Source organism: Roseovarius indicus, from assembly GCF_008728195.1.
GTDB lineage: Bacteria > Pseudomonadota > Alphaproteobacteria > Rhodobacterales > Rhodobacteraceae > Roseovarius > Roseovarius indicus.
Genome location: NZ_CP031598.1, coordinates 4,882,533 through 4,897,399, shown reverse-complemented (window position 1 = coordinate 4,897,399; position 14,867 = coordinate 4,882,533). Strand labels below are relative to the sequence as shown.

14 protein-coding genes are annotated in these 14,867 nt (G+C 63.0%); 9 read left to right on the top strand and 5 right to left on the bottom strand.

What is annotated here, in order from left to right:
• Positions 1-32: 32 nt before the first annotated feature.
• From RIdsm_RS23445 to rpsO, 4 genes are all read left to right on the top strand, one after another.
• Positions 33-1,058 (top strand): LacI family DNA-binding transcriptional regulator, encoded by a 1,026-nt coding sequence (locus RIdsm_RS23445; RefSeq protein WP_057812964.1) that lies wholly within the window; start codon positions 33-35, stop codon positions 1,056-1,058.
• Between the two features lie 216 nt (positions 1,059-1,274).
• Positions 1,275-2,222: an NAD(P)-dependent oxidoreductase gene (locus RIdsm_RS23440; RefSeq protein WP_057812965.1), complete on the top strand. Its 948-nt coding sequence runs from the start codon at positions 1,275-1,277 to the stop codon at positions 2,220-2,222.
• A 94-nt stretch (positions 2,223-2,316) separates the two neighbouring features.
• Positions 2,317-3,492, top strand: a complete 1,176-nt coding sequence (locus tag RIdsm_RS23435) for a calcium-binding protein (RefSeq protein ID WP_057812967.1) — start codon at positions 2,317-2,319, stop codon at positions 3,490-3,492.
• Positions 3,493-3,633: 141 nt separating this feature from the next.
• A complete protein-coding gene (rpsO, locus tag RIdsm_RS23430) occupies positions 3,634-3,903 on the top strand; it encodes a 30S ribosomal protein S15 (RefSeq protein WP_057812969.1) in 270 nt (89 codons plus the stop codon).
• 69 nt (positions 3,904-3,972) lie between these two features.
• On the opposite strand, the gene RIdsm_RS23425 is transcribed toward rpsO, so the two are convergent.
• Entirely contained in the window at positions 3,973-4,641 is a 669-nt protein-coding gene (locus RIdsm_RS23425; protein ID WP_057812971.1) for a hypothetical protein, read from the bottom strand.
• A gap of 193 nt (positions 4,642-4,834) precedes the next feature.
• On the opposite strand from RIdsm_RS23425, the gene RIdsm_RS23420 reads away from it, so the two are divergent.
• The 3 genes from RIdsm_RS23420 (at position 4,835) to RIdsm_RS23410 (ending at position 7,745) form a co-directional block, all read left to right on the top strand.
• A complete protein-coding gene (locus RIdsm_RS23420) occupies positions 4,835-5,152 on the top strand; it encodes an HPF/RaiA family ribosome-associated protein (RefSeq protein WP_057812973.1) in 318 nt (105 codons plus the stop codon).
• 124 nt (positions 5,153-5,276) lie between these two features.
• Positions 5,277-6,167 (top strand): endonuclease/exonuclease/phosphatase family protein, encoded by an 891-nt coding sequence (locus RIdsm_RS23415; protein ID WP_057812975.1) that lies wholly within the window; start codon positions 5,277-5,279, stop codon positions 6,165-6,167.
• 495 nt (positions 6,168-6,662) lie between these two features.
• Complete coding sequence (locus RIdsm_RS23410; RefSeq protein ID WP_082647243.1) at positions 6,663-7,745, top strand: Hint domain-containing protein; 1,083 nt, start codon at positions 6,663-6,665, stop codon at positions 7,743-7,745.
• A gap of 134 nt (positions 7,746-7,879) precedes the next feature.
• On the opposite strand, the gene RIdsm_RS30265 is transcribed toward RIdsm_RS23410, so the two are convergent.
• Complete coding sequence (locus RIdsm_RS30265) at positions 7,880-8,098, bottom strand: hypothetical protein (RefSeq protein WP_057812979.1); 219 nt, start codon at positions 8,096-8,098, stop codon at positions 7,880-7,882.
• Between the two features lie 138 nt (positions 8,099-8,236).
• Complete coding sequence (locus RIdsm_RS23400; protein ID WP_143100386.1) at positions 8,237-9,826, bottom strand: peptidoglycan-binding domain-containing protein; 1,590 nt, start codon at positions 9,824-9,826, stop codon at positions 8,237-8,239.
• Positions 9,827-10,141: 315 nt separating this feature from the next.
• Between RIdsm_RS23400 and RIdsm_RS23395 the strand changes: the two genes are divergently transcribed.
• On the top strand, positions 10,142-10,357 hold the full coding sequence (locus RIdsm_RS23395; RefSeq protein WP_057812983.1) for a hypothetical protein: 216 nt from the start codon (positions 10,142-10,144) through the stop codon (positions 10,355-10,357).
• 52 nt (positions 10,358-10,409) lie between these two features.
• Here RIdsm_RS23395 and RIdsm_RS23390 read toward each other — a convergent pair whose 3' ends face one another.
• Positions 10,410-10,673, bottom strand: coding sequence for a hypothetical protein (locus RIdsm_RS23390; RefSeq protein WP_217625278.1), 264 nt, complete (start codon positions 10,671-10,673; stop codon positions 10,410-10,412).
• Positions 10,674-11,069: 396 nt separating this feature from the next.
• Here RIdsm_RS23390 and pnp point away from each other — a divergent pair, with 396 nt between their 5' ends.
• Entirely contained in the window at positions 11,070-13,205 is a 2,136-nt protein-coding gene (gene pnp, locus RIdsm_RS23385; RefSeq protein ID WP_057812986.1) for a polyribonucleotide nucleotidyltransferase, read from the top strand.
• Positions 13,206-13,270: 65 nt separating this feature from the next.
• Here the strand turns inward: pnp and RIdsm_RS23380 are convergent, their stop codons facing one another.
• Positions 13,271-14,860, bottom strand: coding sequence for a GMC family oxidoreductase (locus RIdsm_RS23380; protein WP_057813307.1), 1,590 nt, complete (start codon positions 14,858-14,860; stop codon positions 13,271-13,273).
• Positions 14,861-14,867: the final 7 nt, after the last annotated feature.

The window sequence follows — 14,867 nt, the reverse complement described above, 5'->3', positions numbered from 1 at the left end:
TTCTGAAAAGACCGAATTGAGGAACCGAGCCCGTGAGCGCCAATGACAACCGCCCCCTGACCCTGCGTGACGTGTCCGAAGCGTCGGGCGTCTCGGAAATGACCGTCAGCCGCGTGCTGCGCAACCGCGGCGATGTCTCCGATGCGACCCGCCAAAGGGTGCTCGAGGCCGCCAAGGAGCTGGGCTACGTGCCCAACAAGATCGCCGGGGCGCTGGCCTCGCAAAGGGTGAACCTGGTCGCCGTGATCATCCCGTCGATGTCGAACATGGTCTTCCCCGAGGTGATGACCGGCATCAGCGAGGCGCTCGAGGAAACCGGGCTGCAGCCCGTCGTGGGCGTCACCGGCTATTCGCCCGAGAAAGAGGAGAAGGTGCTTTACGAGATGCTCTCGTGGCGGCCCTCGGGCGTGATCATCGCCGGCCTCGAGCATTCGGATGCCAGCCGCGCCATGCTGCGCGCCTCCGGCATCCCCGTGGTCGAGATCATGGATGTCGACGGCACGCCGGTCGATTCGGTGGTCGGCATCTCGCACCGTCGCGCGGGGCGGCAGATGGCGCAGGCGATCCTGAAGGACGGCTATGAGCATATCGCCTTTCTGGGCACCAAGATGGCGCAGGACCACCGTGCCCGCAAACGGTTCGAGGGCTTCACCGAGGCGCTGGCCAAGGCCGGTGTCGAGATCGAGGACCGCGAGTTCTATTCCGGCGGCTCGGCGCTGGTGAAGGGGCGCGAGATGACCAAGGAGGTGCTCGAGCGCTCGCCCGATCTCGATTTCATCTACTATTCCAACGACCTGATCGGCGCGGGCGGGCTGCTCTACCTGCTCGAACAGGGTGTGAAGATTCCGCAGGATTTCGGGCTGGCGGGGTTCAACGGGCTGAACCTGCTGAAGGGCCTGCCGCGCGAACTGGCCTCGATGGATGCCTGCCGCCACGAGATCGGCCACACCGCGGCCGAGATCATCGCCCGCCGGGTCGAGGAAGGCGCCGCGGGCAAGCCCGAGCGCGTGGTGCTGGAACCCAAGATCAGCTACGGCGACACGCTCCGGCGCCGGTAGACGGAATTCGCGCGAATTCCGGGCCCGGAAAATCCGCATTTTCCGGGGAATTTTCTGCGCAGAAAATTCCCGCCCCGCCGCCGCCCGTGCGCCGCCGCGCCGGAAAATTGCAATTTTCCGGGCCGTTTTCTTCGAAGAAAACGGGTCACCGGAACATTCCGATTTACAAACCGATTTCCCCTGTCGAAATGGGCGGCAAAACAGGGAGATTCTTCAATGAAAGTAGGCTTTATCGGTCTCGGCAATGTCGGCGGCAAGCTCAGCGGCTCGCTGCTGCGCAATGGCATCGACCTTGCCGTTCATGACCTCAACGCCGCCATGGTCGACAGCTTCGTCAGCCGCGGCGCCAAACCCGGCGGCAGCCCCGCCGAGATGATGCGCGATTGCGAGGCCGTCATCACCTGCCTGCCCTCGCCCGCCGCCTCGGCCGCGGTGATGGAGGAGATGCTGCCCGAGGTCACCACCGGCAAGATCTGGATGGAGATGTCGACCACCGACGCCGACGAGGTCAAGCGCCTCGGGCAGATGGTCATCGCCCGGGGCGGCGCGGCGGTCGATTGCCCCGTTTCGGGTGGCTGTCACCGCGCCGATACCGGCAACATCTCGATCTTCGCGGGCTGCGACCGCGCAACCTTCGACCGCATCCTGCCGCTTCTCAAGAACATGGGCCGCCGCATCCTGCACACCGGCGAGATCGGCAGCGCCTCGGTGCTCAAGGTCATCACCAACTACCTCGCCACCGCCAACCTGCTGACCTGCTGCGAGGCGCTGGTCACCGCCAAGGCCGCCGGCATGGATCTTGCCACCGCCTACGAGGCCATCGCCATCAGCTCGGGCACCTCCTTCGTGCATGAAACCGAAAGCCAGGTGATCCTGAATGGCAGCCGTGACATCTCCTTCACGATGGATCTCGTGCGGAAGGATATCGGCCTGTTCCAGGCGGTCGCCGACCGTGCGGGCGTGCCGCTGGAGATGAACCCGCTGATGATCAAGATCTTCGAAGACGGCATTTCCCGTTTCGGCCCGCGCGAGCTGTCGCCCAACATCATCAAGCGGCTGGAAGAAGCCACCGGGCTCGATATCACCGCCCCCGGTTTCCCGCCGGAAATGACCGATGACGAACCCGAGGAGCCGGGTTACGAGGTCGTCCCGCGCGGCCGCTGAACCGCGCCGGGCGTTAACCATTTGCCCCGGATTCCTTTGACCCGATCCCCTCCGCCCGGCCATAAACCGGCGGGGGTGTTTGGGATTATGTGTGATGTTTCTGTTTGCGGGCATGCTGGGCATGCTGGCCGTGGGTGCTGCTGCATTCATCGGGCTGGAGAGTGGTGTTGACGAAATAGCGGCCGACACGGGCGATGCGCCCGAAGCCGAAGAGGCGCCGGACCAGGGCGCCATGATGGATATCGAGACCTTCCTGAATGGCGGCACGCCACAGGCGGTCGAGGCGCAGGACGCGCCCGAGGCGGACCCGGGCGCCGCCGATCTCCCCGCCGCGGGGGGCTTCGACATGGCCGGCTTCATGGCATTGCTGGGGCTGCACGGCCCGGATGCCGATGCGCAGGAGAGGGCCGATGCCTTCGACGGCACGGGCGAGACGGCAGAGGATGAGCCTGCGGAGGACGAGCCCGCACACAGCCCCGGCGATGACTGGACCATCACCACCGGTGGTGACGCGGGCGACACCGTCACCGGCTCGGGCGGCAGTGATTTCCTCATGGGCTATGCTGGCGACGACCTTGTCACCGGCGGTGCCGGCGACGACCAGGTCGAAGGCGGCGAGGGGCAGGACAGCCTGTATGGCGACGCCGGCGCCGACACGCTGCATGGCGATGCGGGCGACGACGTGCTTCTGGGTGGCAGCGGCGATGACGACCTCTACGGTCACGACGGCGCCGACACGCTCGATGGCGGGGCCGGCGCCGACAGCCTGACCGGCGGCATGGGCAACGACTCTCTCGACGGCGGCGAGGGCGACGACGCGCTGCATGGCTATCATGGCAACGACACGCTCGAGGGCGGCGCGGGCGAAGACACGCTGTTCGGCGGCTGGGGCGATGACGCCATCACCGGCCTCGGCCCCGACGGCGAGGACGACGGCGAGACCGATTACCTCAACGGCGGCGACGGTGACGACGCCATCACCGCCGGCGCTGGCGACGTGGTTACCGGGGGCGAGGGGGCCGACACCGTCTGGCTTGGCGGCGACACGGCCGACGGCCCGGCAGAGATCATGGATTTCACCCCCGGCGAAGACAGCCTGCTGATCGAGTACGTCCCGGGTGCCGACACGCCCGAGGTGGACGTTCAGCCCGACGCCGAGGATACCGGCCTCTACCACGTCACGCTTGACGGCACCGAGGTGGCGCTGGTTCACAGCCCGGGCGGGTTCGGCATGGCCGATGTCGCGCTCGTGCCGCGCGGGGCGCTCTGAGGCATTGGAAATCGGGGCTTTTCTTTCGCCCCGACTCTCGCTATACGCGCGCATCTGCCGGTGCGCCGGCATCTCCAAAGGACCTTGCTGGACGACATCCCGGCTCGTGCCCTCAACCCCAGACTTCGAAAGGAGACCCCGATGTCGATCACGGTTGAAGAAAAACACCAGATTCTCAAGGATTTCGCCACCAAGGAAGGCGACACCGGTTCGCCCGAGGTGCAAGTGGCCATCCTGACGTCGCGTATCGCGACGCTGACCGAGCACTTCAAGATCCACAAGAAAGACAACCACGGCCGTCGCGGCCTGCTCAAACTGGTCGCCCAGCGCCGCAAGCTGCTCGACTACCTCAAGGGCAAGGACGAGGGCCGTTACCTCGACCTCATCAAGCGCCTCGGCATCCGCCGCTAAGCGCACCGGTCTTTCAAAGATCCGACATTGCCGACGCCCGTCTCGAAAGAGGCGGGCGTTTTGCCGTGATCAGGGTGTGTTGAGCGACGGCGCCGGGCACATCCCGATGCGGATGCAAACCCATTCGATCCGCTTGTCGACGCTGTCCCAGATCCAGTTGATGACATGCATCGCCTGTTTGATCGCGTCCCAGACAGACGAGGGAAGCAGCGCTGCCAAAGAGGCCAGGGCCCTGTTCATCTGGCCTTGCTTCAGGGCATCGACCGCGGCCTCGAAACTGGCCTGGGCGCTGGAGAGGTCGAATCCGGAAAGCGGCAAGGGGATCCCGGCAAACGCCAGGGCGGCCCGGATGAGCGCCATGACGGCAGACTTGCAGAGCTTGCATTTCGCCTTCCCCACGGCACTGCGAAATCCTCTCCGGATGCGCGCCACCAGAACGCTTACGGTGGCGTCGGTGCTGAACTGAAGCCGTAAGCCGATCGACCTGAAATTCGAGTCCGCGTCGTAGCTGAACCCGTAGGTTCTCTTGGTCGTCAGCCGGTCATCCGGTTCGAACCCGTCGGCCAGAACGGTGACCTCGCCGGTAACGGCCTCGACGATGGCAAAGGCGTCGGTCTCGTGATCGGTGTTGGTGAAGAAGATGTCGTGCTCTTCGCCGGCGCCCTCTGTATGGACAGTGTATTCGTAGATCTCGAAACCGTCTTCGAAATGGCCTTGCGTTGAAACACTGAATGCCATCCTTTTGCCCCCCTCTCTTCGCCGGTTGCAGTGTATATGCATTTCCAGGTCTGGGAAGCGTGTAAGCGGGCGCGGCCTGCTTTTGGGGTCGGCCGCACCGATGGGCGCTTGGCCGCCGTAGCGGGGGGCCGTAGTCTTGTCGCCCCCACAGCGGGATCATAAATCAGAAGGACACATAAGCGAGGATCAAACCATGCAAATCCAGGTGAACACCGACAATTTCATCCACGGCGACGAACGCCTTGTTGAAATCGCAGAGGAGGCGGTGACCTCCGATCTTGGCCATCTCGATGACCGGCTGACCCGGGTCGAGGTTCACCTGAAGGACCAGAACGCCGACAAGCATGGGCCCGACCACATCCGCTGCACCATCGAGGCCCGCCCGCGCGGCATGGGCCCGATGGCCGCCCACCACGACGGCCCCGATATTCCTGCGGCGCTGAAGGGCGCGTCGAAGAAGCTGCGCCAGCGGCTGTCGAGCGAGTTCGAAAAGCTCGATCCGCACCGGTAAGCCCGGACTGCCCGCCTGCACCCGCGCCGGTTTCCGGGTATACCCCGGGTCAGCGCCGGTGCAGGCGGCCTCCGCCCGTGCAGCGCATCGTGTCGACTTTCTTCCGGGGCAGGGGCCCTTGGCCATGCGCATCGCAACCTTCAACCTGCAAAACCTCCGCCTCCGCAGCCGGGGCGGCCAGCCCGTGCTCGACGGCGCCGTCGATCAGGACAAGCCCGGCACGGCCCGCCCCGTCGCCCTCGACATCGCCGACCGGGAAAAGACCGCGCAGGTGATCGCCGCCGCCCGGGCCGACGTCGTCGCCCTGCAGGAGGTGTTCGACCCCGCCACGCTCGATCATTTCCACGATCATTTCCTGAAGCCCGCCGGCGCGCCCGCCTATCCTCACCGCTACTGCTTCCCCGGCAATGACGGGCGCGGCCTCAACGTCGCGGCGCTTTCTCGCGTGAAACCCACCGCCGCCTGCAGCCATGCCGCGCTGACCGGCCACGACCTCGGCCTCGACGACCTGCCGCCTGCCCTGCGCGACAACCGGCTTTTCCGCCGCGACTGTCTCGAGCTGGAATTCGCCACGGTCACGCTCTTCATCTGCCATTTCAAGGCGCCGTACCCCGACGCCGCCAAGGCCCATATCGTCCGCAAGGCCGAGGCGCGGGGCGTGCGTAAACTCATCGAAGCCCGCTTCCCCGACCCGGCCACCGCCCGCTGGATCATCCTGGGCGATTTCAACGAACCGGCCCTGAACGAGGCGCCCCTCACCTCGGCCCTGGCCCCCCTTACCGACGGGTTCGCCACCGACCTGCTCGACCGCCTGCCGCAGGGCACCAACTGGACATACAAGGTGCCCGGCCGCGATCTCCTCTCGCGCCCCGACCGGCTTCTCGTCTCGCCCCGGCTGGCAAGGGAGTACCCCGATCTGCACCCCCAGATCCTCCGCTCCGGCATGGACGGCAGCGATGCCCTCTCCCACGCCAGCGATCACGCGCTGGTCCATGCCGACTTTACGGGTCTCTAGAGCAGGCTGTTCTCCGAAACCTGCATCTCGGCCGCATGCGGCATCGGCGCTGGCACCTCGTTGATGATCAGCCCGCGAAACCCGGTCCAGTCGAGCACCAGCTCGACCTCCCGCCGCCGGTCTTTTGCAGGGTCAGGGCGGTGACATACCCCCGCTCGTCCTGCTCGCCCCCCATGCAAGGTGACCGGATCAGCTTATCTTTACGTGCGGTCAGGGTAAGCGTGGCTGGCCAAAATGCGGCTTTGCTGCAACAGCGCCGAAAAGAAATGGCCTCGGGCAGACTGTCGCATTGGCGCGGAGCGCCCGCTCCGCCGCAGGCAGAGCCAAGAAAATATAGTAAAATGCTTGGAAACCGCCGGATCTTCTTAGATTGCTAAAAATTAATGCAGTCCAGACACTTGGAAGACGGACGCCATCGCCTTACGTTGCGACCAATAACAAACAGTTAACGTTTGATCTGCGCGAAACAGCGCAACGTGAGGCAGTAAGAGTAAGATGGCAGGCGAAATGTACCTGCTGTCGGGCGACCAGATCGCGACCTACGGGTCGTGGAGCGCAAGCTTTCCCGGCGGCAAGTCCAATCTCCATTTGAATAACGTAGAGACGCTCGGCGATGCCGACAGTCGCTATTTCCTCGTCCGGACACAGGGCGACGGGGACACGGTGACCAACGGCCAGTATTTCGAGGTCTACGAGGCGGTCGATGACGGCAATGGCAACCTCGTGCCCGGCCCGACCCCGGTGATCCCGGCCACCTATGCCACGCCCGACGCCTACAACAACACGGGCGCGGGCGACGATTACGTCATTTTCGGCATGTATGGCGGCTCGAAATACGTGGTCGACCTGTCCGGGTTCGACGACACCTCGACGGCCAGTTACATGCAGGGGGAAGACGTTCTGCCCGGCGGCGACGGCGAGATGAACACCTACACGCTGGAAGAGGCCAACCCCGACGCCTCGGCCGTCTGTTTCGCGCGCGGCACGCTGATCCGCACGCCGTCGGGCGATGTTCCGGTCGAGAGGCTGAAGGTCGGCAAGCGCGTCTGCGTGCATGGCGGCAAGCCGCAGAAGATCCGCTGGATCGCCCGCCGGCGCATTGTCCTTGGAAAGGCCAACCGCCACCTCGCCCCGATCCGCATCGCCCGCGACGCCTTCGGGTCGGGCAAGCCGCTTTGCGATCTGACGGTCTCGCCCAATCACCGGGTGATGCACCGAAGCTCCTGGGCGCAACTCTGGTTTGAAACGCCCTCCGTCCTGCTGGCCGCCAAGTTCATCGTCAACGGCACCACCGTCGTGCAGGAGACCGGGGCGACCTCGGTCGAATACTGGCACATGCTTTTCGACGATCACGAGGTGGTCTGGTCGAACGGGGTGCTCACCGAAAGCCTGCACCCTGGCGACGTGGCCCTCACCGGCATGGCGCGTGCTTCGCGCAACGAACTGCTCGAGATCTTCCCCGAGCTGGCCGGCTGCGGCGCGGTCCAACGCCAGACCCGCTTCCCCTCCCTCCGCCGGTACGAGGCCGATCTGCTGGTCCGCTCCGGCGACCTTCAGCTCTCGGCTGACGCCTTCTGATCGGCAAAGGCCACCACAAGGACGGCCAAAACCGTCGTTTCTGTCCCTTCCTCGCCACCCACGGCGAACGAATGGCTTGCGTGGGACAAAAACCGGACAAAAGCTGTGCGGTTTCGGGAGGTATTAGTCACGTTTCAGGCATGATCCTTGGCTATGACCGTGTCTCGACTGACGACCAGAACCTCGATGCGTAGACAGGCGCGCTGACGGCCGCCGGTGCGGAGCGCAACTATGCCGAGCGCACCCGCGAGGGGCTGGCAGCGGCAAAGAAACGCGGCCGCACCGGAGGCAGGCCCCCTGCCCTGACCGAGGATCAGAAGATCGAGGTGCGCCGCATGCGTGACGAGGAACACCGGCCCCTGCCCGAAATCGCCGCCCTTTTCCGCGTGAGCACCAAGACCGTGCGGCGGGCGTGACCAGAAGTTTGCAAACTTGCTTCTACTACAGTCGCTGCCCAGTTGCGCTAATTCGGACTTTGCCGAGTGCGCAAGTCAGCCCTTTTTAAGGATAACCGCATAATAGTCAGCGAAGATGCGAGCATGAACACTTGAAGTCACGACGGCTTCCATGAGGCGGTCAGCAAACTTCATATCGGAGCAAGCACTCGGATAGGTCTCAGTGAGATACGCTGGGGTTCGCTTTAACGCCCCGTTCAAGAAAGACAAGTCCATGTAGATTAGACGTTCGAATCGAAAACTGGCCGCCAACCGTTTCTCCAGAACAGCTTCAGTGAGCCGGCCACTGCCGCAGTCGACAAAATCGAATATCGCCTGAAAGCTCTCTATTTCAGAAAAATCCGAGACCTTTGCCGTCCCGGGGCGCGCGCTGACAAGGCGGCTGCAGAAATCTTCCGATTCCTTTTTTGGTCCTTCCCTTTCAATGCATCGCATATAAATCTCAATGGCTGCGTCCCGGCCCGAAATCTGACGACCGAATGCTGCCTCGTATTCCCTCTTCACGCCCGCCAATGCTTCGCGTGTCTTGGGGCCAGCTACGCCATCTGGGCTGCCGATAGGATACCTAAGCGCAAGCAGAAATTCTTGGATCTCAGCAGTGGAAAAACGGTCTTCTGGAGGCGGTGCCCAGGCTTCATTCAAAGGTTTGTTGGAATCCATGGATTCTGGTTTCGACTTCGTTGCGCTGGGTGCTGCAAATCCTCTATCGCAATCGTCTGCAGATAAGGCGCCGCAATAAGCTAAGTCGAAATTACGGAATGGAGATTCCGGGTCTACGTCTATATTTCTCATTGTTCTGTCAGCGTTAAGACTGAGGCTTTGAAAGAAATCCTGGGATCGCCGCGATATCGTGCAATTTTCCATGCCGCTTTCCTGGACGGTTTTTACCAAAGTAACTCCTGGATCATTACGGCTCTCGAAGGGTTGAACAAGTTCCAGAACAAAGCTGTGACCAGACTTTCCGTCGCAGTCACCAAAAACCTTATACTTGGCCTTGGCGACACGCCCCTTCGGAAACGAATTTCGATAATCTAAATAGCTTTTCCAATTGTCCTTAAAATTCCGCAGCGCAATACCTGAAAGCTTCATATCTTCTCGTTGAGCCATCGCATAGTAGCTCTTTAGAAGATCTATCGCTCGCGGCTCGACGGGGCAGCCAGTGGTTTCTGCCAGCTTTTTAAGAGCGGAGATCATCATTGCGAGCCCGTCAGGAAGCCTTGTCCAGCGATCATCCAATTCAAAATCTCGGTACGTATCGGTCGAGCATTTCGTCGGGACGGCCAGCTTTGGAGGCGAAGGGTCTTCCATCGGTGGTGAATTGCGTAGGGTTTCTGTTAGCTTTTCCATATCCCCACCGAACATCCGGTCCATATCCCGAAGGAAGTCTTCAAAGCTTTCAGGGATTTCACATCCTGAAGCAGAGGCCTCTTGCCAAAATAGGCGTCGCAATGAGCGCAGGCTTCTTGGTGTTTGATCTATTCTAATGGTGCCGACATTTTCCTTGCCGCCGCTGCAGACCGTCGGGAACTCATAATTAAATGGAAATTTATCATCGGCTCTCGCTGAAGGGGCAAAGACTAAAGTTATTATCAAGATCTTGGCGAGTAATAGAAACGGCATTTTCATAAAGGAATCCTTAAGCTCGAAGCTCGATCGCAATCATCAAAACGTTTCTCATTGAGACATCCCAAGTCAACCCTTGAATGTCATAGTTCAGCCCCGGAACTGCCCTTCGCGAACCGTTCTGAGCCCGCCCTACACTTTCGCACCTGTGTGACTGCTTGCCTGGCACAGCGGCCCGGCTCGGACTGTCCAGTGCATGCACTGCGGACTTTGCTGCGCAGGCCGGACCTTCGGCCGAAAGCGCCGCGACCGCCGTGCTTTCCGGGAGGCAAACGGTGCGCCGGGCGCGCCGTCCTGACCAACCGGAAGGAGGACACCATGCCCCGACTCACTCACAACGTTGTTTGCAAGGCCCGCAGCTATGCCGGCGAAGACGGCATAACCCGCAACGCCTGCCAGACTATTGGAGCGGCCTGGCCCGATGAGAACGGGCAGCTCACCCGCATCCGCCTCTATACCGTGCCCGTCAGCTGGAACGGCACGCTGTTGCGGCGGCTGCCACAGCGCAGCAGCTCGTGTCTCAAGACGGTCTGAGCGCCACCCGCCTGGTCAATTCAGGAACGGATAACTGGGAAGCGGAGCCGGTCTAATCCCGCGTTTCGTGCCTCAGGTGCCGGTCGATCACCGCCCGCCAGACGTCATCATCCAGCTGTTCGCCATAGGTCCAGGCGAGCAGATCGCCGTAGCGCTCCGGTTCGATGATGAACCCGTCTTCGATATCCGCCTGCAGCGACCGGTCACCGGCGGCATCGACCAGGATCGCGAAGAGCACCGGTTTGCTTCTGCTGAAATCGAAGGACGCAACTTTGTGTACGATGAAGCCCTGCGGCGTGACCTCGCGCACCGGCATGTCCATGAAGCTCGTGTACTGCGTCGCTCGTCCCTCCCCGGCATCCTGACATGAAGCCGCGATCTTCGTCAGGCCATTAACCGTCCTTTCGCGCAACGTCCGCCCCGTTAACCCGGGTCGCGCCGACCGTCGCACCGACGCGATACCGACAAAATACCGACGTTATACCGACGTGCCAAACCCCAGTGTTTGCTGGCATTAACCCCGATTCGCATCACCCCTCCGTGATCAAAGCTTTCATTCCTCCTTAAACTCCTCTATAGCGCCGCCATCTGAGACGTGATGCCCTTGGCCCCGGGCGCATGAAGAAGAGATGGGGTCGGCGGCAATGGGGCCGCCATTGAAACGGAGGACTTGGGATACGCCCAAGAGCGCCTCCAACCAGGAAAACGACAGATGTTCAACGAAGTGAAGAAGACGATGCAGTGGGGCGAGGAAACGCTCACACTGGAAACGGGCAAGGTTGCCCGTCAGGCGGATGGCTCGGTCATCGCCACCCTTGGTGAAACCTCGGTCATGGCCAACGTGACCTTCGCCAAGCAACCGAAAGAAGGGCAGGATTTCTTCCCCCTGACCGTTCACTACCAAGAGAAATACTATGCCGCGGGCAAGGTGCCCGGCGGTTTCTTCAAGCGCGAGGCGCGGCCGACCGAAAAAGAAACGCTCACCGCCCGCCTCATCGACCGGCCGATCCGGCCGCTGTTTGTCCCGGGCTTCAAGAACGAAGTTCTGGTCATGTGCACCGTGCTGTCGCACGACCTCGTCAACGACCCCGACATGGTGGCGATGATCGCCGCGTCGGCCGCGCTGACGATCTCGGGCGCGCCCTTCATGGGCCCGATCGCCGGCTGCCGCGTGGGCTTTGAAGATGGCGAATACATCCTCAATCCCGATGTCGAGGACATGCACGACCTGCGCAACAAGCCCGACCAGCGCCTCGACCTCGTCGTTGCCGGCACCAAGGACGCGGTGATGATGGTCGAATCGGAAGCCTACGAGCTGACCGAAGAGGAAATGCTGGGCGCCGTGACCTTCGCGCATGAGCAGATCCAGCCGGTGATCGACCTGATCATCGACCTCGCCGAAGAATCGGCGAAAGAGCCGTTCGACTTCCAACCGCCTGATTACACGGAGCTTTACGAGGCCGTGAAAGCAGCCGGTGAAGACCAGATGCGCTCGGCCTTCGCGATCACCGACAAGCAGGAGCGCACCGCCGCCGTGGCGGCCGCGCGCGAGGCGATCAAGGAAAAGCTGACCGAAGAGCAGCTTGAAGACGCCAACCTCGGCTCGGCGATGAAGAAGCTCGAAGCCGGCGTTCTGCGCGGCGACGTGGTGAAATCCGGCAAGCGGATCGACGGCCGCGCCCTCAACGAGGTGCGCCCGATCGTTTCCGAAACCGGCATCCTGCCCCGTACCCACGGTTCGGCACTGTTCACCCGCGGTGAAACGCAGGGTCTCGTGGTCACCACGCTGGGTACCGGCGATGACGAACAGATCATCGACGCCCTGCACGGGAACTTCCGCTCGAACTTCCTGCTGCACTACAACTTCCCGCCCTACTCGGTCGGTGAAGCCGGGCGCGTCGGCCCTCCGGGCCGTCGTGAAATCGGCCACGGCAAACTGGCATGGCGCGCGCTTCAGGCGGTGCTGCCGGCGGCGACCGACTTCCCCTACACGATCCGCGTGGTCTCCGAGATCACGGAATCGAACGGCTCTTCCTCGATGGCGTCCGTCTGCGGCGGCTCGCTGTCAATGATGGATGCGGGCGTTCCGCTCAAGGCGGCCGTGGCCGGTGTGGCCATGGGCCTCGTGCTGGAAGAAGACGGCTCCTACGGGATCCTGACCGACATCCTTGGCGACGAGGATCACCTCGGCGACATGGACTTCAAGGTCGCGGGCACCGAAAAGGGCATCACCTCGCTGCAGATGGACATCAAGGTCGCGGGCATCACGCCCGAGATCATGAAAAACGCCCTGGCCCAGGCCAAGGAAGGCCGTCTGCACATCCTCGGCGAAATGGGCAAGGCCCTGTCGGAAGCCGGCGATTTCTCGATCCACGCCCCGCGTATCGAGACGATGAACATCCCCACCGACAAGATCCGTGAAGTGATCGGCTCGGGCGGCAAGGTCATCCGCGAGATCGTCGAGGTGTCTGGCGCCAAGGTCGACATCAACGACGAGGGTGTCATCAAGATCGCCTCGCCGAACGGTGAAGCCATCCAGAAAGCCTATGACATGATCCACTCGATCGTGGCCGAGCCGGAAGAAGGGCATGTCTACAAGGGCACGGTCGTCAAGATCGTCGACTTCGGCGCCTTCGTGAACTTCTTCGGCAAGCGCGACGGGCTGGTGCATGTCAGCCAGATCGAGAACCGCCGCCTGAACCATCCGTCGGATGTGCTGAAGGAAGGCCAGGAAGTCTGGGTCAAGCTGCTGGGCTTCGACGACCGCGGCAAGGTGCGCCTGTCGATGAAGGTCGTCGACCAGGAGACCGGCGAAGAAGTCAAGAAAGAGGAAAAGGCAGAGGACTGATCCTCATTGCCATTCCAAGGAACAGGGCCCCGGTGGAAACACCGGGGCCTCTTTCTTTTGGGGGATCAGTCTTTTGCGGTGCCGAGGATCATGTCGGCGGCCTTCTCGGCGATCATGACCGTGGGTGAATTGGTGTTGCCGCTGGTGATCGTCGGCATGATCGAGGCATCGACCACGCGCAGCCCCTGAACCCCGCGCAGGCGCAGCTCGGGGTCGAGCGGGGCATCTTCGCCCGCGCCCATGTGGACCGTGCCGACGGGGTGAAAGATCGTCGTGCCGATATCGCCCGCCGCCTTCGCCAGCTCCTCGTCAGACGTCAGCTCTGGCCCCGGCCGGAATTCCTCGGGGGAATAGCGGGCCATCGGTGCTTGTTCCATGATGCGCCTTGTCAGCCGGATCGAGGCCGCCGCGACCTGCCGGTCGCCCTCGGTCGAGAGGTAGCCGGGCGCGATGACCGGCGCCGCGTGCGGGTCTGGCGAGGCGATGGCGACGGTGCCGCGCGACTCGGGCCGCAGGTTGCAGACGCTGGCGGTGATCGCCGGGAAGTCATGCAGGTCGCCCCCGAACGCCTCGAGCGAGAGGGGCTGCACGTGATACTCCAGATCGGGTGTCGCCAGATCCGGCCGCGACTTGGCGAAAGCGCCAAGCTGGCTGGGGGCCATGGCCATCGGCCCGGTGCGCTTGAGCGCGTATTCCAGCGCAACCTTCGCCTTACCCCAGAGCGTGCCGACCATGGTGTTGAGCGTCTTGGCCCCCTGAAGCCGCCAGGCGCAGCGCAGTTGCAGGTGGTCTTGCAGATTGCCGCCGATGGCGGGCATGTCGCGCGCCACCTCGACCCCGTGTTCCTGCAGCAGGTCGCCGGGGCCGAACCCGGATAGCTGCAATATCTGCGGGCTGCCGATCGCCCCGGCCGACAGGATCACCTCGGCCCTTGCCCGCGCGACCTGTCTTTCATTGTTCTGCAAATACTCGACGCCGACCGCGCGCCCATCCTCGACGATGAGCTTTTGCGTATGCGCCCCGGTCTCGACCTTCAGCCCCTTGCCGGTGCCTGCACGCAGGAAGGCCTTGGCGGTGGTGACCCGCCAGCCGTTGCGCTGGTTGACCTTGAAATACCCCACGCCCTCGTTGTTGCCGCGGTTGAAGTCATCGGTCGCGGGCAGGCCGGCCGCGACCGCCGCGTCGCGCCAATGGTCGAGCACGTCCCAGTGCAGGCGCATGTTCTCGACCCGCCATTCGCCGCCTTCGCCATGGTACTCCGACTTCCCGTCGACGTAATCCTCGGACTTCAGGAAATAGGGCAGCACGTCATCCCAGCCCCAGCCCGGGTTGCCCATCTGCCGCCAGGCGTCATAGTCGGCGGCCTGGCCGCGCATGTAGATCATCCCGTTGATCGCGCTGCACCCGCCCAGCACCTTGCCGCGCGGGTAGAGCAGCGAGCGGCCGTTCAGCCCCGGCTCCTCTGCGGTGCGAAAGCACCAGTCGGTGCGCGGGTTGCCGATGCAATAGAGGTAGCCCACCGGGATATGCACCCAGTGGTAATTGTCGCGCCCGCCCGCTTCGAGCAGGAGAACGGTGTGGCCTGCGCGGCTGAGCCGGTTGGCCAGAACGCAACCGGCGCTGCCGGCGCCGACGATGATGTAATCGAATTCCATGACCGGC